Origin of the sequence: Longimicrobium sp. (assembly GCF_036388275.1) — a bacterium.
Classification (GTDB): Bacteria; Gemmatimonadota; Gemmatimonadetes; order Longimicrobiales; family Longimicrobiaceae; genus Longimicrobium.
This window is the reverse complement of sequence record NZ_DASVSF010000086.1, coordinates 24,911-45,246: the sequence shown is the minus strand read 5'-3', so window position 1 is coordinate 45,246 and position 20,336 is coordinate 24,911. Positions and strand designations below refer to the sequence as shown.

21 protein-coding genes are annotated in these 20,336 nt (G+C 69.1%); 18 read left to right on the top strand and 3 right to left on the bottom strand.

The window, feature by feature from the left end:
- The first annotated feature begins 62 nt into the window (after positions 1-62).
- From VF632_RS17790 to VF632_RS17780, 3 genes are all read left to right on the top strand, one after another.
- Positions 63-428 (top strand): FKBP-type peptidyl-prolyl cis-trans isomerase, encoded by a 366-nt coding sequence (locus VF632_RS17790; protein ID WP_414682901.1) that lies wholly within the window; start codon positions 63-65, stop codon positions 426-428.
- Between the two features lie 121 nt (positions 429-549).
- Complete coding sequence (locus tag VF632_RS17785; RefSeq protein WP_331024278.1) at positions 550-1,095, top strand: outer membrane beta-barrel protein; 546 nt, start codon at positions 550-552, stop codon at positions 1,093-1,095.
- A 135-nt stretch (positions 1,096-1,230) separates the two neighbouring features.
- Positions 1,231-1,983 carry a hypothetical protein gene (locus tag VF632_RS17780; protein ID WP_331024277.1) on the top strand — a complete coding sequence of 251 codons (753 nt, stop codon included), beginning with the start codon at positions 1,231-1,233 and terminating at the stop codon, positions 1,981-1,983.
- Positions 1,984-2,025: 42 nt separating this feature from the next.
- Here the strand turns inward: VF632_RS17780 and VF632_RS17775 are convergent, their stop codons facing one another.
- Positions 2,026-2,577, bottom strand: coding sequence for a GNAT family protein (locus VF632_RS17775; RefSeq protein WP_331024276.1), 552 nt, complete (start codon positions 2,575-2,577; stop codon positions 2,026-2,028).
- 168 nt (positions 2,578-2,745) lie between these two features.
- Here VF632_RS17775 and VF632_RS17770 point away from each other — a divergent pair, with 168 nt between their 5' ends.
- From VF632_RS17770 to VF632_RS17710, 13 genes are all read left to right on the top strand, one after another.
- Positions 2,746-3,492, top strand: a complete 747-nt coding sequence (locus tag VF632_RS17770; RefSeq protein WP_331024275.1) for an adenosylcobinamide-GDP ribazoletransferase — start codon at positions 2,746-2,748, stop codon at positions 3,490-3,492.
- A gap of 72 nt (positions 3,493-3,564) precedes the next feature.
- Positions 3,565-3,954, top strand: coding sequence for a glycine cleavage system protein GcvH (gcvH, locus tag VF632_RS17765; RefSeq protein ID WP_331024274.1), 390 nt, complete (start codon positions 3,565-3,567; stop codon positions 3,952-3,954).
- Positions 3,955-3,977: 23 nt separating this feature from the next.
- Positions 3,978-4,667: a metal-dependent hydrolase gene (locus tag VF632_RS17760; protein ID WP_331024273.1), complete on the top strand. Its 690-nt coding sequence runs from the start codon at positions 3,978-3,980 to the stop codon at positions 4,665-4,667.
- Positions 4,668-4,970: 303 nt separating this feature from the next.
- Positions 4,971-5,774, top strand: a complete 804-nt coding sequence (locus VF632_RS17755; RefSeq protein ID WP_331024272.1) for a lipoate--protein ligase family protein — start codon at positions 4,971-4,973, stop codon at positions 5,772-5,774.
- 65 nt (positions 5,775-5,839) lie between these two features.
- Positions 5,840-7,477: an ABC transporter substrate-binding protein gene (locus tag VF632_RS17750; RefSeq protein WP_331024271.1), complete on the top strand. Its 1,638-nt coding sequence runs from the start codon at positions 5,840-5,842 to the stop codon at positions 7,475-7,477.
- Between the two features lie 127 nt (positions 7,478-7,604).
- Entirely contained in the window at positions 7,605-9,320 is a 1,716-nt protein-coding gene (locus tag VF632_RS17745; RefSeq protein ID WP_331024270.1) for an ABC transporter substrate-binding protein, read from the top strand.
- A 4-nt stretch (positions 9,321-9,324) separates the two neighbouring features.
- The gene (locus tag VF632_RS17740) at positions 9,325-10,308 is read left to right on the top strand and encodes an ABC transporter permease (RefSeq protein ID WP_331024269.1); all 984 of its coding nucleotides are present in this window, start codon (positions 9,325-9,327) and stop codon (positions 10,306-10,308) included.
- Between the two features lie 275 nt (positions 10,309-10,583).
- Positions 10,584-11,495, top strand: coding sequence for an oligopeptide ABC transporter permease (opp4C, locus tag VF632_RS17735; protein WP_349263933.1), 912 nt, complete (start codon positions 10,584-10,586; stop codon positions 11,493-11,495).
- 7 nt (positions 11,496-11,502) lie between these two features.
- Complete coding sequence (locus tag VF632_RS17730) at positions 11,503-12,111, top strand: Uma2 family endonuclease (protein ID WP_331024267.1); 609 nt, start codon at positions 11,503-11,505, stop codon at positions 12,109-12,111.
- Positions 12,112-12,160: 49 nt separating this feature from the next.
- Positions 12,161-12,763, top strand: a complete 603-nt coding sequence (locus VF632_RS17725) for a Uma2 family endonuclease (RefSeq protein ID WP_331024266.1) — start codon at positions 12,161-12,163, stop codon at positions 12,761-12,763.
- Entirely contained in the window at positions 12,730-13,923 is a 1,194-nt protein-coding gene (locus VF632_RS17720) for an ABC transporter ATP-binding protein (RefSeq protein ID WP_331024265.1), read from the top strand. The genes VF632_RS17725 and VF632_RS17720 overlap by 34 nt, the downstream gene beginning before the upstream one ends.
- A 233-nt stretch (positions 13,924-14,156) precedes the next feature.
- Positions 14,157-15,185 carry a dipeptide ABC transporter ATP-binding protein gene (locus VF632_RS17715; protein ID WP_349263934.1) on the top strand — a complete coding sequence of 343 codons (1,029 nt, stop codon included), beginning with the start codon at positions 14,157-14,159 and terminating at the stop codon, positions 15,183-15,185.
- A gap of 268 nt (positions 15,186-15,453) precedes the next feature.
- A complete protein-coding gene (locus VF632_RS17710; protein ID WP_331024263.1) occupies positions 15,454-15,912 on the top strand; it encodes a hypothetical protein in 459 nt (152 codons plus the stop codon).
- An 82-nt stretch (positions 15,913-15,994) separates the two neighbouring features.
- Here VF632_RS17710 and VF632_RS17705 read toward each other — a convergent pair whose 3' ends face one another.
- Together VF632_RS17705 and VF632_RS17700 are read right to left on the bottom strand one after the other, a co-directional pair.
- A complete protein-coding gene (locus tag VF632_RS17705) occupies positions 15,995-17,077 on the bottom strand; it encodes an ATP-binding protein (protein ID WP_331024262.1) in 1,083 nt (360 codons plus the stop codon).
- Between the two features lie 112 nt (positions 17,078-17,189).
- Positions 17,190-17,879: an energy transducer TonB gene (locus VF632_RS17700; protein ID WP_331024261.1), complete on the bottom strand. Its 690-nt coding sequence runs from the start codon at positions 17,877-17,879 to the stop codon at positions 17,190-17,192.
- Between the two features lie 360 nt (positions 17,880-18,239).
- On the opposite strand from VF632_RS17700, the gene VF632_RS17695 reads away from it, so the two are divergent.
- Positions 18,240-18,920 carry a TetR family transcriptional regulator gene (locus tag VF632_RS17695; RefSeq protein ID WP_331024260.1) on the top strand — a complete coding sequence of 227 codons (681 nt, stop codon included), beginning with the start codon at positions 18,240-18,242 and terminating at the stop codon, positions 18,918-18,920.
- The gene (locus VF632_RS17690) at positions 18,920-20,218 is read left to right on the top strand and encodes an AarF/ABC1/UbiB kinase family protein (RefSeq protein ID WP_331024259.1); all 1,299 of its coding nucleotides are present in this window, start codon (positions 18,920-18,922) and stop codon (positions 20,216-20,218) included. Before VF632_RS17695 ends, VF632_RS17690 begins: the two co-directional genes overlap by 1 nt.
- The last annotated feature ends 118 nt before the right edge of the window (positions 20,219-20,336 follow it).

Sequence of the window (20,336 nt, the reverse complement as noted above, 5' to 3'; positions counted from 1 at the left end):
GGCCGTCAATCGACCACGACGGAACGCGTGTTGCGGCCGGGCGCGGTCCATCGACGGAAACCTTGACCGGGAGAACACACGTGGCGGAAGAAACGACGACACCCTCGGGGCTGCGGTACACGGACGAGCAGGTGGGGACGGGGCAGGAGGCGAAGAGCGGCGACCAGGTGAGCGTTCACTACACCGGGACGCTGGTGGACGGCCGCAAGTTCGACAGCAGCCGCGACCGCGGAACCCCGTTCCAGTTTCCCCTCGGCGCGGGGCGGGTGATCCGCGGCTGGGACGAGGGCGTGGCGGGGATGAAGGTGGGCGGGCGCCGCCGCCTGACCATTCCGCCCGAGCTGGGCTACGGCGCCCGCGGCGCGGGGAGCGCGGTCCCTCCCAACGCTACGCTGGTCTTCGACGTGGAGCTGCTCGGCGTCAGCTGATCCGGTGGCAGGTGGAACTCTCGGCGGGGTTCGGGCATACATGGAACCGACGGCGGACGCGCGCGGAGCCGAAGCAAACCCGCCGCGTCCAAGCGAACCACCTGCTGAGATCGGATGTCGGATGAAGAAGAGAATGGCGCTCCTGGTGGCGGCGGCCCTGGCCGCGCACGCGGGTTCGGCGCAGGCGCAGTCGGGATTCGCGCTCAAGGGCCACTACCTGTTCAACGCCTCGGACGTGAAGAACGAAGAGCAGACCCCCGCGGCCGACGGCTTCAGCGTGGGCGCCGAGTACGTGCTGCCGCTGGGCGTGGGCATCGGCGTGACGGCGTACACCACCGGCAAGGTGACGGAGTTCGACCGCGAGTCCACCAGCTTCGGTGTGCTGGGCGAGGCGAACTACTTCATCGACCTGCCGCTGCTGCCCATCACGCCGTACGTGGGTGTGCACGGCGGGCTGGGGCAGTACACGGTGGACGAGGTGCAGAACGCCGACCCGGAGTTCAAGGACGAGCGCACGCAGCTGGGATTCCAGGTGGGCGCGCGCATGCAGCTGGGCCAGATGCTGGGGCTGGACGCGCAGTACCGCCGGGTGAGCGAGTTCGGTGCGTCTACGCAGGGCGGCGAGCTGGAGCGCAACCAGATCCTGGTGGGCATCACCCTGTTCTGATCGTCATCGGAGAGGACGACGAGGGCCGGCGGAGCGATCCGCCGGCCCCCGTTTCGTTCCGGCGGGTTGACGCGCCGGACGTTCCCGCTATTCTGTTTTAAGGCACTCTAAATTCCTCGTTCGATTCGTGACGACATGCTTCCGATCCACCGCGCCGTCCTGCTCCTGGGCCTTGCCCTCGCCGCTCGTCTGGATGCGCAGACACCCATCTCCGACAACAGCTTTCTCCTGGAAGAGGCGTACAACCAGGAGGCGCGGGTGGTTCAGCACGTCGCCACGGTGATGGGCGACGACGGCATCGTCGAGCTGGGGTTTACGCAGGAGTGGCCGCTCTTCAGCCAGCGCCACCAGATCAGCTACACGCTCCCCCTGCTGCGGCTGCACGACGAGACGCGCTGGGGGGACGTCGAAGTCCAGTACCGGTACCAGCTGCTGAGCGGCCGCGTCGCCGTGGCCCCCAGCGTGACGGCCATCCTCCCCACCGGGCACGACGCGTTCGGCGCGGGGAACGCCGGGATGGCGCTGGGACTGCCGGTCAGCCTGGCGCTGTCACCCGCGTTCGCCGCGCACACCAACGCGGGAGTCACGCTGCTGCCGAACATCGGCGACGTGGAGGGGTCTACGGAGAGCGAGGTGGAGATCAGCCTGGGGCAGAGCGTCGTCTGGCTGGCGCACCCGCGGTTGAACCTGCTGGTCGAAGCGCTCTGGTCGCGCACCGAGGCGGGGGATGTGGTGGCGGAGAGCCTGCTGGTATCGCCCGGCGTGCGGGCGGCGTTCAACCTGGGGTCCACGCAGATCGTCCCCGGCCTCGCGGTGCCGATCGGCGTTGGGGCGAGCAGCCGGGAGCGGTACGCGTTCCTCTATCTGAGCGTCGAGCACCCGTTCTGATCCGCGGCCGACCGGGCTCACACGAGGGACGGTCCCTCGCGGTTACTCGTTTCCCTCCCCCGCCGCCCACTCGTCGCGAAGGATGCCGTACAGCAGCACGTCCCAGAAGCGCCCCTTCTGAAAGACGTGGTCGCGCAGCAGGCCTTCGCGGCGCATCCCCAGCTTTTCCAGCACGCGCGCCGACGCGGCGTTGTCGGCGATGCAGTGGGCGTGAAGCCGCGCCAGCCCCTCGTCGCCAAACGCCCAGTCGCGCATGGCGCGCGCCGCCTCGGTGGCGTACCCGTGGCCCCAGTGCTTGGGGGCAAGCTCGTAGCCCATGTCCGCCACCGGGTGGTCGGGCGCCTCGCGCCGCACCCCCACGTTGCCGATCAGCTCGCCCGTGCTCGCCAGGAGAACGGCGAGCTGCGTGTTTCGGCGCGGGCGCTCGGCTTCGAACCCCAGGAAGGCGGAGATCAGCGCCTGCGTGTCGGCCGGGGACATGGAGTCGCGGTCGTAGAAACGCAGGTAGCGCGGATCGTTCTGGTACACGTGCGTGGGCTTCCAGTCGTCGACCAGGAACTCGCGCAGGATCAGGCGCTTGGTGCGAAGAATCAACGGCGAGGCGGCTGAGGCGGTCGGCATCAACGGACGAGGCGGAAAGATGCGCATCCGCCGCGGCCTCCACAACGTCCGCACCCGCATCCGGCCCGGTGCGTGCGGATGCGACCGGACTCGCGCCCATCGGTCCGCAGGCGCCACGTCCGAACCCTGCTTTCGTACGAAGTGGAATACCATCAACACAGCTCCATCCACCGCCTGCGGCTGGCCGCGGGCGCGCTGACCCTGTGGCGGGTGCCGCCGCGGGAGGACGAGAACCCGCGCGACCTTCGCGAATCCACCGCGTTCTACCCCCTCGTCGGCCTGGGCGTGGGACTGCTGCCTGCCGCCGTGCTCCTGCTCGATGCTCCGGCCGGGCCGCGCGCCGCGCTGGCCCTGGCCGCGTGGGCCGCCGCCACGGGCGCGACCACGCTCGTGGGATGGGCGCACAGCTGCGATGCCGCGCTCACGCCGGTGGACGGACGACATCGACGGTTGAGGATGCTGCGCACCCGCACCTTGGGCGCGTTCGGCGCAGTGGGGCTGGTGCTGCTGATGCTGGCAAAATGGTCCGCGCTGGCCCACGCCCCCGCGTTCGCGCCGCTCGTGGCCGCGCCGCTGGGCAGATGGGCGATGGTGCACGCGCTGCGCACGTACGCGCCCGCGGAGCGCGACCGGCCCGAGGCGGTGCTGAGCGGCGCCGTTCCCCTGTGGGCGGCCACGTGGGTGGCGGTCGCCGTCCTGGGGCTGGTGACGGCCGCCTCGCCGGACCCGGCGCGGACGGCGCTGGCCGTCACCGCGGGGACCCTGCTGTCGCTGGCGGCTGTCGCCTTCCTGGTAGACCGCTTCGCCGGCGTGAACGGCCCCGCGTGCGCGGTGGCGTGCGAGGCGGCGGAGGTGGGGGCGCTCTGTGCGCTGCTTCCATGGGGGTGATGGTTGACCCGCCCCGGCGCGGCCCGTAGTATGCCGCCCGACCACACCGGCCCGAACCGCGCGGAGAAAGACATGTCCAACGTCCCGCAGGACCTGCGATACACGAGCGAGCACGAGTACCTGAAGCCCTCCGGCGGCCAGGACGGCGTGTTCACCGTAGGGATCACCGACTACGCCCAGGACCAGCTGGGCGACATCGTGTTCGTGGAGCTGCCCAAGCCGGGGGAGCACTTCGACGCGCACGGCACGTTCGGCACGATCGAGGCGGTGAAGGCGGTGTCGGACCTGTTCATGCCGCTGGCGGGCGAGGTGGTGGAGGTGAACACCGCCCTCGACGCCAACCCCGGCGTGGTGAACAGCGATCCGTACGGCGAGGGCTGGATGATCCGCATTCGCCTGGACGATCCGGCCGCGGCCGAGGCGTTGCTGGACGCCGGCGCGTACGAGGCGCTGATCGGATAGAACCGCACACGCACTGAGGTTGTATGGCACGCCTTACCTGGCACGGACACTCCTGCTTCATGCTGGAGACCGGCGACGGCACCCGGATCATGATCGATCCGTGGCTCGACGAAAATCCCGCCGCCGACATCAAGGTGGCGGACGTGGACAAGCTGGACTACATCCTGGTGTCGCACGGGCACTCCGACCACTTCGCCGACTGCATTCCGCTGGCGAAGCGCACCGGGGCCACGGTCATCTCCACCTTCGAGCTGGTGTCGTTCTGCCAGCAGGAGGGGGTGAAGAACGGCCACGGGATGAACATCGGCGGGGCGTACCTCTTTCCCTTCGGCCGCGTGAAGCTGACCCCGGCGGTGCACACCGGCAGCATCGCGGGCGACAAGGAAGGCGCGTTCACCACCGACTGCTGCGGCTTCCTGATCAGCCTGGATGGCGGGCCCACCATCTACCACGCGGGCGACACGGCGCTGATTACCGACATGCAGCTGCTGCAGGGCCGCGTGGACCTGGCCATCCTGCCCATCGGCGACAACTTCACCATGGGGCCGGAAGATGCCGCCCGCGCGGTGGAGATGATCCAGCCGGAAACCGTCATCCCCATGCACTACAACACCTTCGAGGTCATCAACCAGAACCCCGAGAGCTTCCGGGAGATGGTGGGCGAGGCCGCGCGCGTGGAAATCCTGGAGCCGGGCGGCAGCTACGAGCTCTGATTCTTTTCGTCCGCGAGGACGGAGGGCATCACGCGGAGGCGCGGAGGAACGGATGAGCCGCGGAGGGTGCACCTCCGCGGCTGTCTGTTTTTCCACGATTCGAAAGTTGCGCCGCCGCTGGCCCCGCGCACTCGACTGGCTCCCTTCCCCCGCGCAGTTTGCGGGGGAAGGGCTGGGGATGGGGGGCGCCGGCCCGAGCACCGGGCCTGCCTGTCGCACCAGCCGACGCCCACCCTGCGATTCACTCAGTCCCTCCCGCGTCCCTTGACGCCCGCACCATCCGCGGCCTACCATCCGCCGCACATGCTCTCCTCAACCGACGCCGTACGAACCGCGTGGCGCCTGCTCGACACGCCCCCCGCGCCCGGTGCGTGGAACATGGCCGTGGACGAGGCGCTCGCGGACGGCGTGCGCGACGGCGGCGTGCCCATCCTGCGCTTCTACCGCTGGACCCCCGCCTGCCTGTCGCTGGGCCGCAACCAGCCCTCCGACGGGTACGACCGGGACGAGATCGGGCGGCGCGGCATCGACGTCGTCCGACGGCCCACCGGCGGGCGGGCCGTCCTGCACCACCGCGAGCTGACCTATTCCGTCATCGTGCGGGACGGGGTGCTGGGCTCGCCTCGCCAGGCGTACGCGGCCATCAACCGCGCCCTGGTCGCGGGGCTGCGGCGCCTGGGCATCGACGCCCGCCTTCAGCCCGCGGGACAGGGGCGTGCGCCCATCCCCTCGCTGGCCCCGTGCTTCGAGCAGCCGGTGGAGGGCGAGGTGACGGCGGCGGGCGGCAAGCTGGTGGGGAGCGCGCAGCGGCGGGAGCGGGGCGTGATCCTTCAGCACGGCTCGCTCCCCATCGACGACGACCAGTCGCTAGTGCCGGCGCTGATGAAGGCCGGCACTCCCGTGGACCCGCCTGCGCCGCCAGCCACGCTCTCGGCCCTGCTGGGACGGGCGCCGGAGTGGGACGAGCTGGTCGGCGCGCTGGCCGCGGGATGGGAGGAAACGGTCGGTGTGCGGCTGGAACGAGGGGGGTTGAGCGGTGCCGAAATGCGGGGCGCGGAGGGGCACCGGGGCCATTACGAGAATCCGGCATGGACTTGGCATCGTTGAGCCGGTCTCAGCGGCGCCGGGTCCGGCCCGCGTGTGGTGCACACCGATGACGTGAGGGGGACGGGATGAAGGCCAGACATCTCCGGCGGGTTCTGCCGGGACTGCTCGTGCTGGCGGCCGCGTGTGGCGGCGATGGCGGCGATGGCGGCGGCGACAAGGCGGGCGAAAAGGGCAAGGACGCCGGGCCGCCGCAGCAGGGCGGAACCGCGGCGCTCGCCGTGTCGACCGACTTCCAGGCGTTCAACCCGGTCACCAACACGCACCTGACCACCGATGACGTGATCAAGCACATGCTGTTCACGCCCATCATCCAGTACGACGCCAAGCTTCAGCCCCAGCCCTGGCTGGCCGAGCGGTGGGAGCTGACGGAAAACAACGTCACCTTCCACCTGCGCCGCGACGTCCGCTGGCACGACGGCAAGCCCGTCACCGCCGAGGACGTGAAGTTCACCTACGACCTGGCCAAGGACAGCGCCGCCGCCTCGCTGCTGGGGTCGGCGTTCCTGAACATGGTCAAGTCGGCCACGGTGGTGGACCCGCACACCATCCGCTTCGACTTCGTGGCCCCGCACGCCCAGGCGCTCGACGCCTTCTGGTGGGCGCCCATGCCCCGGCACCTGCTGCAGGGCGTGTCGGCGGGCGAGCTTTCCACGCACCCGTTCAACCGCAACCCGGTGGGCAGCGGGCCGTTCAAGTTCGGCGAGTGGAAGTCCAACCAGTCGCTGACGCTGGTCGCGAACACCGAATTCCCCGAGCCCCTCGGCGGGCGCCCCAACGTGGACCGCGTGGTGTTCCGCATTACCCCCGAGGCCACCACCATGGTGACGGAGCTGGTGAACGGCACCGCCGACATGGCCGCCTACACCCTGCAGCCCGACCAGGCGAAGCAGGTGCAGCAGCAGCGCGGGCTGGACCTGCGCCACTACCCGTCGCGCGAGTTCACCTTCTTCGCCTGGAACAACACGCGGCCGCTGTTCGCCGACGCACGGGTGCGCCGGGCGCTGACGATGGCCATCGACCGCCAGCGCATCATCGACGGCCTGCTGGGCGGCTTCGGGCAGCCGGCGACGGGGATGATCCCCTCGTGGAGCCCCATGTACACGCAGCAGCAGCCGCTGCCGTACGACGTGAACCAGGCCAAGGCGCTGCTGGCCCAGGCCGGGTGGCGCGACACCAACAACGACGGCGTCGCCGACAAGAACGGCCAGCCGCTGCGGTTTACGCTCACCATCAACTCCGCCAACCGCACCCACGCCGACATCGCGCAGGTGGTGCAGCAGCAATTGAAGGCGGCGGGCGTGGCCATCGACATCCGGCCGCAGGAATTCCAGTCGATGCTCCAGCAGTACAAGGCGCGCGGGTACGACGCCGTGCTGGCCAACTGGAGCCTGGACACCTTCAAGGTGGACCCCACGCCCCTGTTCTCCTGCGCGCAGGCCCGGGTGAAGGGCTCGGCCAACCGCACCGGCTACTGCAACCCGCAGGCTGACCAGCTGGCCGAGCAGGGCATGCGCAGCACCGACGCCGGCCAGGCCAAGCAGGTGTGGGCCCAGTGGGCGCAGCTGATCCAGCAGGACCAGCCCATCACGTTCCTGTACTGGAGCGAGGACATCGCCGGCCTGGGCCCCCGGGTGCAGAACGTGGAAGCCGACGCCCGCAGCAAGATCGTGAACATCCGCGACTGGTGGGTGCGGCAGCGCTGACCGGCTGCCGGCGCGTCGCGAGCCCGCCCTCCGCGGGCTCGCGGCACCCGCGTCCACCCCATCCCCGCGACCCGGCGTCGGCAGGCGGCATCCTTCCCCAACCAGCACGGACACACCAGCGGATACCATGATGAAAACGGCGAGGGACAGGGCGCGCCGGGGCGCGTGGGCGGCGGCCACGCTCGCCCTGCTGGCCGCGTGTGGCGACCGCGGCGGCGCGGACGGCGCGGCGAAGGGCGACACGGCAACGGCGGGCGCTCCCCGGCGGGGCGGAACGGCGGTGGTGGCCGAGATCGGTGACCTGAGCCGGCCCATGCCCCTCTTCTTCCAGGGCGCCCCGGACGGCGACATGATGGACGTGATGTACATGGCCCTCACCAGCCAGAGCTGGGAGAACGGCCAGGCCGTGTTCCGCCTTTCGGACGAGTCGCCCATGGCGCTGGCCTGGCACTACGAGTACACGGGCCCCGACTCCACGGCCATGCGCTTCCGGATGCGCAGCGCCCTCAAGTGGTCCGACGGCCAGCCCATCACCGCGCACGACGTGGTGTGGACGTACCAGGCCGCCGCGGACGAAAAGACGGCCTCGCCGCAAAGCTACATGACCGAGCAGATCGACTCGGTCCAGGCGGAGAACGACTCCACCGTCGTCATCCACTTCAAGCGCCGCTACCCGGGCATGCTGTTCGACGCGGCGCTGAACGTGGCGCCGCGCCACGTGTACGCCTCCACCCCGCCTGACAAGCTGGGCACGCACCCGGTGTTCAGCGACCTGACGAAGATGGTGGTGAGCGGGGCGTGGAAGGTTGGCGCGCATCAGCGAGGGCAGGACATCACGCTGGTGCCCAACCCGCACTTTCCCGTCAGGCCGCGGCTGGACCGCATCGTCATACGAGTGATCCCGGACCCGCAGACCCGCATCGTCGAACTGTTGAACGGCACCGTCGACTTCGCGCGGGGTCTCCCGTTCGACCAGGCGCCGGTGCTGCAGCAGCGGCAGCCCGGCCTCACCTTTGGCCGCGAGTCCCGGCGCTACTGGGAGTACGTGGCCTGGAACGCCAAGACCGTCGAGCAGTTCCAGGACCCGCAGATCCGCCGGGCGCTGGGAATGGCCGTCGACGTGAACGGCATCATGCAGCAGCTGCGGATGGGCGACTACGCCGAGCGCGCGGCCGGGCCCTACTCGCCCATCTTCCGCGACCTGCACGATCCGGCCCTGCAGCCACTGCCCCACGACCCCGAGGGCGCCCGCCGCATCCTGGAGGCCCAGGGATGGCGCGACACCGACAACGACGGCATCCGCGACAAGAACGGAAAGCCCTTCCGCTTCACGCTGATGACCAACACCGGCAACCAGCGCCGGCAGGACGTGGTCACCATCCTGCAGCGGCAGTGGAAGGAGGTGGGCGTCGACGCCCGCATCCAGATGTACGAGCTCACCACCTTCTTCGACCACCTGATGAAGAAGCGCGACTTCCAGGCGGCGCTGGGCAGCTGGGGCGTGGGGCTGGACGCCGACCTGACCGCCGCCTGGTCGTCGGAGGGCGCATACAACGTGGTGGGATACGCCAGTCCCGAAGTCGATGGCATGATCGAGCGGGCGCGCTCCCAACCTACGGCGGCGCAGGCGGATCCCCTGTGGCGCGCCGCCGCGGCCAGGATCGTGCAGGACCAGCCCTACACCTGGCTGTACTACTACGACAACACCACCGGCATCAGCCCGCGGCTGAAGGGCACGCACGTCACCAGCTACGGGGCGTACGCCCGCACCTGGGAGTGGTGGGTGAACGGCGGCCCGCAGCGCGCGGCCGCGCCTGATTCCGCGAAGGGAGGCTCGAGGTAAGAGGATGCTCGCATACCTGGTCCGGCGGCTGCTCGGCGCCATTCCCCTTCTGCTGGGGATCCTGACGCTCATCTTCTTCGTGCTTCAACTGGCGCCGGGCGACCCGATCGCCAAGTTCGCCAATCCGAACGTGAGCCCCGAGGTGCTGGAGCAGATGCGCCGCAACTTCGGGCTCGACCGGCCGCTCCACGAGCAGTACGGCAAGTGGCTGTGGAGCTTCGTCACGGGTGACTTCGGCTACTCGTTCGGGCAGATGCGGCCCATCAACGAGATCCTGCCGGGGATCCTGTGGAACACCATGCAGCTCACCCTGATCTCCCTGGTGGTGATCTTCGTGGTGGGCATGCTGATCGGCATCGTGCAGGCGGTGCGGCAGTACTCCATCGCCGACAACGTGCTGACCTTCCTGGCGCTGTTCTTCTATTCGATGCCCAGCTTCTGGTTCGCCCTGATGCTCATCCTGATCTTCTCGCTGCGGGCGGGGCAGGAAGGGTGGGCGCTGAGCTTTCCGGCCTCGGGGATGACGAGCATCGACTACGAGTACCTGACAGGCGGTGAGAAATTCAGGGACCGGGTGATGCACCTGATCCTTCCCGCCATCGCCTTGGGGATCGGGTCGGCGGCGGGCGTCGCGCGGTACATGCGCGGGGCCATGCTCGAGGTCATCCACCAGGACTTCATCCGCACGGCGCGGGCGAAGGGGCTTTCGGAGCGCACCGTGGTCTTCAAGCACGCGCTGCGCAATGCGCTGATCCCCATCATCACCCTGCTGGGGCTGTACCTGCCCTTCCTGCTGTCGGGCGCGGTGCTGGTGGAAACCATCTTCGCCTGGCCGGGAATGGGGCGTGCCATCGTCGACGCCATCCTGGCGCGCGACTACCCGATGGTGATGGCCACCTCGTTCGTGATCGCCTCGATGGTGGTGCTGGGCAACCTGCTTTCGGACGTGCTGTACGCCGTGGTCGACCCCCGCATTCGGAACGACTGAACATGGTCCGCGTTTCTCCCGATCCCGAGTCGGTCCCGCCCGAGCCCATGCCCCAGGCCACGGGGCAGGAGCTGCACGCCCCCGCCCCGCGCCGCGGCGCGGGGGTGGTGTGGGGCCGCGTGGCCACGCTGGTGCTGGCCTGGGCCTTCACCCTGTGGGTGGCACTCACCGCCTGGCAGCGGCACCAGGCCCGGCAGCTGCTTCCCGAGCCGCGGCCCCGGCTGGGCTGGGACTACTGGGTGGCCGTCGTCACGCTGATCGCCGTCATCGCGGGGATGGTGTGGTGGACGTGGAAGTCGGTCAGCGGCAAGCAGCTGGCGAAGTCGCGCACCCGGGGCGACTCGCAGTGGTCCATCGCCATGCGGCACTTCAAGAAGAACCGCCTGGCCATGGGCGGCATGGCGGTGATGATCCTGCTGTACGTGATCACGCTGGTCACCCCGCTGATCGCCCCGTACGACCCGGCGGCGCAGGGCGACATCATCACCTCGCGCTACCTGCCGCCCTCGGGCGAGCACCTGTTCGGCACCGACAAGTTCGGGCGCGACATCTTCAGCCGCACGCTGTACGGCGCGCAGATCTCGCTTTCCATCGGCTTCGTGGCCGTAGGCATCAGCATCACGCTGGGGACCATGGTGGGCGCGCTTTCCGGCTACTTCGGCGGCTGGGTAGATGCCGTGCTGATGCGCGTCACCGACATGATGCTGGCCTTTCCGCGGCTGGTGCTGCTGATCGTGGTGATCGCCATCTTCGAGAACCCCTCGTTCTGGCTGGTGGTGATCGTGCTGGGGCTGACGGGGTGGATGGGTACGTCGCGCATCGTGCGCGGCGAGGTGCTGTCCCTGCGCGAGCGCGAGTTCGTGCAGGCGGCACGGGCGCTGGGGTTCAGCGACTTCCGCATCATCACCCGCCACGTGGTGCCCAACACCATGGCCCCGGTGATCGTGTCGGCCACGCTGGGCATCGGCCTGACCATTCTGACGGAGGCGTCGCTCTCGTTCCTGGGCCTTGGCGTGCAGCCGCCCACGCCCACCTGGGGGAACATGGTGGCCGACGGGCGCGACGCGCTGACGCAGGCGTGGTGGATCGCCACCTTCCCGGGACTGGCCATCGTGCTGACGGTGGTCGCCTTCAACCTGCTGGGCGACGGCCTGCGCGACGCGCTGGACCCGCGCCTGCGCACGTGAGGCCGTGATGTCTACGCAGGCCCCGCTGCAGCTGGACGCACGGACGTTGTCCTTCGAGGAGTTCCTGGAGGCGTACGATGGGGTGCACGCGGAGTGGGTGGATGGGCGGGTGCGTCTCGTGAGCCCGGGAAACGAGCGGCAGTCGGACCTCTCGTTGTGGCTGGGCGCGCTGGTGCGTTACTGGGCGGACCTGCACGACCTCGGGCGTACGTACCTGCCCAACTACTCGATGAAGCTGAGTGACGGCACGGCCCGCGAGCCGGACGTCTTCTTCGTGCGGTCAGAGCACCTGGACCGCGTCCGCGGGACCTACGTCGACGGACCCGCGGACCTCGTGATCGAGATCCTCAGCCCGTCGACGCGCGGGGTGGACCGGGGCGAAAAGTTCTATGAATACGAGCAGGCCGGGGTCGCCGAGTACTGGCTGATCGATCCCGCGCGGGAGGCCGCCGAAGCCTATCGCCTGGACGCGAGCGGCAGGTACGAACTGGTGGCGCTCGGAGATCCGGCTGTGCTGCGGAGCAACGTGCTGCCGGGGCTGGAGATCCCCGCTCCCTGGCTGTGGCAGAAGCCGCTTCCTTCGCTGCCGTGGGTCTTCCGGCAGTGGGAAGCGTGAGGGAATGGCAACTCGTGAGAGGCGGGCACCCCGGCAGGATGGGACCGCGATGATCGCGCAGGCGCACGGAACGGCCGACGCGGTGAGCTACGAGGACTTCCTCCGGGCGTACGACGGGGTTCGCGCGGAATGGGTGGACGGGAAGGTGGTGGAGATGAGCCCGCAGACGGACCGGCACCTGCTGATCTGGGGATTTCTGTACAAGGCGATCAGCGGCTTCGTCGCGCAGAAGGGGATCGGCGGCCTGGTGGGGCAGGCAGGGTTCCAGGTACGGCTCAGCCCCAAGGTGGCGCGCGAGCCGGACGTGTTCTACCTGGCGCCCGACAACGAGCACCGGTTCAAGCGCACTTTCGTGGACGGGCCGGTAGACCTGGCGGTGGAGCTGATCAGCCCGGACAGCCGGGTGCGCGACCGGCGCGACAAGTTCGTGGAATACGCCCAGAGCGGCGTGCGGGAATACTGGATCATCGACCCGGACGCGGAGACGGTGGAGGTCTTCCGGCTGGCTGCGGGCGCGTACGCGCCCGTGCCGCTGGGAGACCCGCCGCGCGTGGCCAGCGAGGTGATCCCGGGGCTGTGGATCGATCCAGCGTGGATGTGGACGGAGAAGCCGAACGAATGGGCGGCGTTCAGGGAATGGGGGCTGATTTGACGCAACCGGACAACACGGCGGGCGCGCGGCCGGGCGCGGACGGGCCGATTCTGCAGGTGGAAAACCTGCGCACCTGGTTCAGCACCGACGCGGGGCTGGCGCGCGCGGTGGACGGCGTTTCGTTCCACGTGAATCCCGGCGAAACGCTGGGCATCGTGGGCGAGTCGGGGAGCGGCAAGTCCGTCACCTCGCTCTCGGTGATGCGCCTGATCCCGAACCCTCCCGGCAAGATCCAGGAGGGCTCGCGCATCCTGTTCCGCGGGAGCAACGGCGAGATGGAAGACCTGGCGCAGGCGTCGGAAAAGCGGATGCGGCAGATCCGCGGCAACGACATCGCCATGATCTTCCAGGAGCCCATGACCTCGCTGAACCCGGTGTTCACCGTGGGCTTTCAGATCGAGGAGTCGCTGCGGCTTCACCAGGGGCTGAGCAAGAAGGCCGCGCGCACCCGGGCCATCGAGATGCTTCAGCTGGTGGGCATTCCCATTCCGCACCAGCGGGTGGACGAGTACCCGCACCAGCTCTCGGGCGGCATGCGCCAGCGCGTGATGATCGCCATGGCGCTGGCGTGCGACCCCAAGCTGCTGATCGCCGACGAGCCGACGACGGCGCTCGACGTGACCATCCAGGCCCAGATCCTGGAGCTGCTGAACAAGCTGCAGAGCGAGCTGGGGATGAGCATCATCCTGATCACCCACGACCTGGGCGTGGTGGCCGAGACGTGCGACCGGGTGATCGTGATGTACGCGGGGCAGGTGTTCGAGGAGGGGCCCGTCGACGACGTGTTCCACAACCCGCAGAACCCGTACACCGAGGGGCTGCTGCGCTCCATGCCCAAGCTGGGGCAGGACGTGGGGCGCCTGGCGGTGATCCCTGGCGTGGTGCCCTCGCCCATCGCCTGGCCCACGGGGTGCCGCTTTCACGACCGCTGCCCGTACGGCTGGGAAAAGACGGAGAAGGAGGCGCCGCCGCTGTTCGAGATTGGGCCCGGGCGCAAGAACAAGTGCTGGCTGGTGAAGTATCCCGAGCGCCGCGCCGAGATCAACCGCGAGACGGGCGGCTTTGCCCCCGAGGGCGCGCTGACGGGCACGGGCGCGGCCACGCCGGTGGCGGGCTCGCCGGACCTGGCGCCCGAGCTCGACGGCGGGGAGGTGGCCTGATGGCGAACGCTCCCGAGGGGCGCACCCCCGCCGGCGGCCAGGGTGCGGCCGACGGACAGCGCAGCGGCGGCAGCGAGCCGGCCGCCGCGTCGTCGCCGCTGGTGGGCGCGGGTGTGGAACGTACGGTGGCGGACGGGGCGTCGCGCGACGCGGTGCACAAGACGCCGCCGGAGCGCCCGGAGCTGCCCCCCGCCAAGGGCGACAGCGACCTGCGCGGCGAAACGCCCGACGACATGGAGCCGCCGCCCGAGGCGCTGCTGGTGGTGCGCGGGCTGAAGAAGTACTTCCCCATCAAGAAGGGGTTCTTCAACCGCCACGTGGGCGACGTCAAGGCGGTGGACGGCGTGTCGTTCTTCTTGAAGAAGGGCGAAACGCTGGGGATCGTGGGCGAGTCCGGCTGCGGCAAGAGCACCATGGGGCGCGCGGTGCTGCGCCTGATCGAGCCCACGGCCGGCGCGGCGCTGTTCGAGGGGCGCAACATCTTCGAGATGGACAAGGCCGAGCTGCGGACGATGCGGCGGCGGGTGCAGATCGTTTTCCAGGACCCGTACAGCTCGCTGAACCCGCGCATGACCATCAGCGACATGCTGCGCGAGGTGCTTTCCGTCCACGGCATCGCCACGGGGCAAAAGGCCAAGGACCGCATCGCCGAGCTGCTGCGCATCGTGGGGCTGCGGCCGGAGCACGCCATCCGCTACCCGCACGAGTTCTCGGGCGGGCAGCGGCAGCGGCTGGGAATCGCCCGGGCGCTGGCGGTGGAGCCGGAGCTGATCGTGTGCGACGAGCCGGTGTCGGCGCTGGACGTATCGGTGCAGGCGCAGGTGATCAACCTGCTCCAGGACCTTCAGACGGAGTTCGGGCTGAGCTTCCTGTTCATCGCGCACGACCTGTCGGTGGTGGAGCACATCTCCGATCGCGTGGCGGTGATGTACCTGGGGCGCATCGTGGAGATCGCCGAATCGGGCGAGATGTACCGCAACCCGCTGATGCCGTACACGCAGGCGCTGCTATCGGCCGTGCCCATCCCCGACCCGCGGGTGCGGCGCGAGCGCATCGTGCTGCAGGGCGACGTGCCCTCGCCGGCCAACCCGCCGCCGGGGTGCCCGTTCCACCCGCGCTGCCAGCATCCGCTCAAGGACGCGGACTGCGCGAGCATCGTCCCGCCCCTGGCCGACAAGGGCGGCGGCCACTTCGCGGCCTGCATCAAGGTGCCGCTGGGGGCCGGCTTCAACGGCAAGGACCCGCTGCCGGTCCTGCAGTAGGCGGGACGCGGCGTGAATGGAACTGCAGAGGGCACCGGGGACGACCCCGGTGCCCTCTGCGCACGTACCTCAGGAACGCCATGGAGCCCAACTCGCGCCCGGGGTCGTGGGCGGAACCGGCGGTCTCCTCTCTGTAGGCCGTCAAAACGCCCCCACCCACACACAAGCTTGACATCGTGAGCGCAAACGATAATCTTATCTTAAAACCCAGCTCACTTTGTGCACATACATACGTTTAATGGGTCCACTCTCACGCATTCAAAGACAGATGAACCGACGTGCTCTCTTCCGCGGTCTCGTCCTGACTGCGACGCTCCTGGCGAGTGTGGCGACAGGCGCCTGCGACAGTGTTTTCGCCGTGTTGACCGGGGTGTATCGGGGCCCGCGGCCCGCACACGAGAACATCGAGTCCGAGGTCGTGATCGTGCGCTCCATCAATCGGCAGCCCAGTGGAGTGGCCTTGTTGATCCTTGACCGCGTCCGCTACTCCGAAAACGGCGATCCGCACGACGTCAACCGCGTTGTCGAGGCGTTGACGACCCAGGTGCAATCCGCGTTCGACGCGCTGAACGTCCGAGTGGGCGACCGGCTCGTGGTCTCGACGAGCTTTATCCAAGTGGGTGAGACCGGGGATTTGCGGGAAGTCCCGAACTGGCCCGGGCACGATTATCCCGAGTACCCGATCGGAGTGCACTATCTGACCGCGGTAGCCAAGGCTGCTCCGTAGCCTTCACGTGCCGCGTACGAGAACGGGGGCATCGCTACAGTGATGCCCCCGTTTTTCGTGAGCTCGGTTTTCGGAGCAAGTATCAGGGCGAGACCTGTGGGAGGCGGACCACGAAGGTGGCTCCCGTACCGCGAACGTTCTGAACTTCGATCGTGCCGCCGTGTGCCTCGACAAAGCTCTTCGTAATCGACATGCCCAGGCCTGTGCCGCCCGATTTGCCGTGCGTTACGAAGGCGTCGAAGAGCGTGGGGAGGACCTCCTCCGGGATCCCGCCGCCCGTATCGGCGATGGAGAACACGACATCCAAACCTTCCTGCCGCACCGTGAGGGACAGCCGGCCGCCGTCCGGCATCACCTCGCCCGCGTTCTTCACGATGTTCAGCAGTGCCCGCGAGAGGCGGCCCGGATCGGCGGTGATGACGAGGTCGGGATCCAGGTCTCTCTCCACCTGTACGCCGCGTCGCTCCATCCCTTCCAGCGCCTGCTCCTCGAGCGGGAGCAGCAGGCTTCGCAACGATACCGGCTGGACCTGGAGACCCGCGTCGCCACGCGTGAACGCAAGAAGCCCATCGAGCATCCCGGTCATGGATTCCGCGGCACGCCGCAGTCGCCCCGGCACATCCTGGAGAGGGATGCCATCTTCCAGGCAGGCAGCCGCCACGTGCACCACGCTGATCGGGTTCTTCAGGTCGTGGACGATGCCCAAGGCCGTTCGGCCGACGATCTGCAGCCGCTCCTGTTGCAGCGCTTCCCGCACCCGGTCGTCGTTGCTGGCCCTGACGCGCCGGATGAATGCGGACATGGCATTCCGGGTGAACAACGCCGGCGCGAGCTCGAGCGCCCGCTCGATCGCCGCCCTGTCCAATCGGGCAACCCGCGCCGGAGTCACGGCCTGCGCGCGGGCGGAGCGTGGCGCTGGCGCGAAGTAGGACATCTCCCCGAAGAAGTCGCCGGGACCCGCCATGGCGAAGGTCACCCTGCGCTCGCCCTCGCCGCGTCCGAGCCAGATCCTTCCGCCCAGGACGAGGTACATCTCGTCCGATTCATCTTCCAGGTCGAAGAGAACCTCGCCTTCCGCGACATCGATCACCTCTGCCAGGCGCGCGATCTCTTCGCGCACCTCGCCGGACATATCAGCGAGAAGCTGATTCTCCTCGATGGACATCGTCCCCGTCGGGGCGTTCACAGATCCGTCGTGCATTGCTCCCTCTCCGATGCCTTCTTGGCGACGCTACGCCGGGCGGCAGGTCCTTACGCCGGGCGCGCCGGGCCGGCCGCTAGCGCAGGCGGATCGGGAGCTGCACCCACACGTCCGCAGGCACACCGTCCACCGTGGCGCCGCGGAAGGTGAGCATGGGAACCAGCCCCAGGGTGAACCGGTCCAATGCGGCGTTTCCGCTCCGCCGCTGGAGCTCGGAATGCAGCACCCGCCCGTCGCGGCCAACGAACATGCTCAGGTGGATTGTGCCGGGCAGGGTTGCAGCCGGCCCCTGCTGCTGGAACCAGTTGCTCAGCGCGCTCTGGAGTACGTCCCGGTTGGTCAGCACAGGGGGGCACTCGTGCCGCTTGCCGTCCGCGCGCGCCGGGGGCAGCGGCAGGGTATCGAAGCGGGTGAACAGGGTGATTCGCCCCGGCCCACGTTGCGGGATCTGGACCGCGCGCTCCACGATCCCGGGCAGCACGCTCGTCAGCGTGGGCGCATCGAGGTTGCCTTCGAAGATGCGCAGAAAGGGGTCGCTCCCGTTGCGCTCCACGGAGAAGACCACGACACCGCGCGGCTCGCGCACTCCCGCGGCGGTCGCGGCGTCCAGCAGCGCCTGGCGGTTGGCGGCCTGAACGGACTTGCGGATGGAGTCCTCACGCGCCTCGCGGCCGCGTGCGGGACGGTCGCGCTCCCAGCTGCATCCCTGCGCGGAGAGCGAGGGTGCGGTGCAAAGCAGGGCCAGGGCACAGAGCAGGACGCGCATCGGAATCATCGCTGAGAAAAGAAGGGTTCTGGGGGCGGCACCCCGACGTGCCCCCGAATCACGAGTGACAATAACCTTTCGTGGCGTGTGGAGCGACCGCCCGGCCACGTCACCCGCGGCGCGGCGGGATCGTGTGGGGGGGAGGCAGTTCCCGCCAGACCCGGCTCGACCTGCCGCGGCGCCTCGACGTGGGGGAGTGGCGGGCCGGAACGATCGAGCGAGGCGCCGGGAAGGCCGCGCGCCAGTGACCCGGTCACGAGCCGTCCTTGACGAAAGGTGAGTGCGCTCATATTTATAAGTGAGCGCACTCATGTTTTGATGGGCGGCGCGTGCACCCCTCGCTCGAAAGGACCGGGACCCATGCAGGATCCATTCACCCCCGACGTGCCTCCGGAGCCGCATTCCACCCCCGCGGCGGTGCGGCCCATCACGGGGCGGCGTGCGCGGAACAAGACGGCGACGCGCGAGAGCATCGTCTCGGCGGCCCTGGAGCTGTTCGAAAGCAAGGGCTTCGAAGCGACGACCACGCGCGAGATCGCCATGAAGGCCGGGGTGGCCGAAGGCACGGTCTTCAACTACTTCGAAACCAAGGACGACATCGCGCTTCACTTCTTCGAAGCCGAGGTGGACCACGCCATCGCCACCGTGCGCGCCGACCCCACGTTGAAAGGCGCCGCGCTCGAGGAAAAGCTCTTCGCGCTGGTGCACAGCCAGATCGAGTACCTGGCCCCCTACGAAAGCTTCATCGGCGCCGCCTTCGTGCGGGCGCTCCGGCCGTCGTCCAAGCTGGCGCTCAGCCCGCGCGCGCTGGAGCTGCGGGCCCGGTACCTGGACTTCGTGCAGGACCTGATCGAGGAGTCGCTGCCCAAGCGGCGGGCGCGCCAGCTCGGCTGGATCGCGCCCCAGGCGTTCTGGATCTACTACCTGGGCGTGCTCCTGTACTGGCTTCACGATTCCTCGCCGGCCAAGCAGAACACGCTCGCCTTCCTGGACCGCTCGCTCCGCTTCGGGACGACGTTCCTGCGCGAAGGGGGGATCTGATGGGGGCCGACGAGGGCGCCGCGCGCAGGGCGCTGCGCATGGCGGCGATGAGCGCGGGGGTGAGCGGCAGCTACCTCGGCTACCTCGTGCAGCGGATGTTCCTGGGCGAGGAGGAGCGGGCCGAGAAGCTCCGCGCCACCCATGCACGCGCCGGGCGGCAGATGACGGGAGGGCTGCTTTCGCTCCGCGGGCCGGCCATGAAGCTGGGACAGGCGCTCAGCCTGCAGGGAGACGTGCTCCCCGAGGAGATGATCGCCGAGCTGGGGCGGCTGCAGATGGAGGCGCCCGGGATGCACCCTTCCCTGGTCAGGGCGCAGTTCCGCTCCAGCCTGGGCCGCAACCCCGAGCAGGTGTTCGCGAAGTTCGACGCCACGCCGTTCGCGGCCGCCTCGCTGGGCCAGGTGCACGCGGCGGTTACGCACGCGGGCGACGAAGTGGCGGTGAAGGTCCAGTACCCCGGGATCGGCGACGCCATCGCCAGCGACTTCCGGCTGCTGCGCACGTTGTCGCTTCCGGCGAAGCTGTCGAAAGTGCTCTCGGCGGATCTGCTGGACGAGCTGGAAAGGGAGATCGTGGCCGAGACGGACTACGTACGCGAGGCCGGGAACATCGAGTTCTTCGCGACGGGCCTGCAGCCGCTCGGGTTCGTGTCCGTCCCCGCCGTCTATCGGGACCTTTCCTCGGAGCGCGTGCTTACGATGTCGCGGCTGAAGGGCGGGCACCTGGACGACGTGCTGGCCCGCGACCCGTCGCCCGAAACCCGGGACCGCATCGGCGCGAACCTGCTGGAGCTGTTCTATTTCCAGCTCCTGCACATGCAGGCGTTCCACGCCGACCCGAACTGGGGGAACTACCTGTTCCACGACGACGGCTCGATCGGCATGGTGGATTTCGGCTGCGTGAAGTACGTGCCTGCCCGGTTCGTGGAGAACCTCCGCAAGATCTTCCTGTACCCGGGCCCGCGGGACTCCGACGATTTCCGCGCACTCCTGGCCGAGCGGTACTCGCTGTACGGAAAGCGCCTGGGCGATGCCGCCATGCGGGCGCTGGTGCAGTTCTCGGAGCGCTTCTATGGCCGCGTGTACCCGCCCGACGACGACGAACGCGCATTCGACTTTTCCGACGCCGAGTTTCTTCGCGAGTACGCGGCCGAGTCGCTTCGGCTGACCCGCGCCGGCGGTGCGCTCCCGGAGTACGTGTTCCTGGCGCGCGCCGAAACCGGGCTGTACCAGACGCTCCACCGGCTCGGCGCGCGGGTACGTACCAGCCAGGTCGTGCGCCGGTACCTGCGGGATTGATGGACACCGGTGGGGTTCCCTCCGGCCCCGCCCCGGCCCCCTTCCCCCGCTGCGCAGGGTAGGGGGAGACTTCGATGCGCTTTGGCTGGCGTTGCGCACCCGACCAGCGGATGCAGTC

Bases quoted from the DNA above. Each gene is read 5' to 3' on its own strand.
- VF632_RS17785 (WP_331024278.1), top strand. From the start codon at position 550: ATGAAGAAGAGAATGGCGCTCCTGGTGGCGGCGGCCCTGGCCGCGCAC.
- VF632_RS17780 (WP_331024277.1), top strand. From the start codon at position 1,231: ATGCTTCCGATCCACCGCGCCGTCCTGCTCCTGGGCCTTGCCCTCGCC.
- gcvH (WP_331024274.1), top strand. From the start codon at position 3,565: ATGTCCAACGTCCCGCAGGACCTGCGATACACGAGCGAGCACGAGTAC.
- VF632_RS17760 (WP_331024273.1), top strand. From the start codon at position 3,978: ATGGCACGCCTTACCTGGCACGGACACTCCTGCTTCATGCTGGAGACC.
- VF632_RS17755 (WP_331024272.1), top strand. From the start codon at position 4,971: ATGCTCTCCTCAACCGACGCCGTACGAACCGCGTGGCGCCTGCTCGAC.
- VF632_RS17750 (WP_331024271.1), top strand. From the start codon at position 5,840: ATGAAGGCCAGACATCTCCGGCGGGTTCTGCCGGGACTGCTCGTGCTG.
- VF632_RS17745 (WP_331024270.1), top strand. From the start codon at position 7,605: ATGATGAAAACGGCGAGGGACAGGGCGCGCCGGGGCGCGTGGGCGGCG.
- VF632_RS17740 (WP_331024269.1), top strand. From the start codon at position 9,325: ATGCTCGCATACCTGGTCCGGCGGCTGCTCGGCGCCATTCCCCTTCTG.
- opp4C (WP_349263933.1), top strand. From the start codon at position 10,584: ATGGTGTGGTGGACGTGGAAGTCGGTCAGCGGCAAGCAGCTGGCGAAG.
- VF632_RS17730 (WP_331024267.1), top strand. From the start codon at position 11,503: ATGTCTACGCAGGCCCCGCTGCAGCTGGACGCACGGACGTTGTCCTTC.
- VF632_RS17725 (WP_331024266.1), top strand. From the start codon at position 12,161: ATGATCGCGCAGGCGCACGGAACGGCCGACGCGGTGAGCTACGAGGAC.
- VF632_RS17720 (WP_331024265.1), top strand. From the start codon at position 12,730: ATGGGCGGCGTTCAGGGAATGGGGGCTGATTTGACGCAACCGGACAAC.
- VF632_RS17715 (WP_349263934.1), top strand. From the start codon at position 14,157: ATGGAGCCGCCGCCCGAGGCGCTGCTGGTGGTGCGCGGGCTGAAGAAG.
- VF632_RS17710 (WP_331024263.1), top strand. From the start codon at position 15,454: ATGAACCGACGTGCTCTCTTCCGCGGTCTCGTCCTGACTGCGACGCTC.
- VF632_RS17705 (WP_331024262.1), bottom strand. From the start codon at position 17,077: ATGTCCATCGAGGAGAATCAGCTTCTCGCTGATATGTCCGGCGAGGTG.
- VF632_RS17700 (WP_331024261.1), bottom strand. From the start codon at position 17,879: ATGCGCGTCCTGCTCTGTGCCCTGGCCCTGCTTTGCACCGCACCCTCG.
- VF632_RS17695 (WP_331024260.1), top strand. From the start codon at position 18,240: ATGCAGGATCCATTCACCCCCGACGTGCCTCCGGAGCCGCATTCCACC.
- VF632_RS17690 (WP_331024259.1), top strand. From the start codon at position 18,920: ATGGGGGCCGACGAGGGCGCCGCGCGCAGGGCGCTGCGCATGGCGGCG.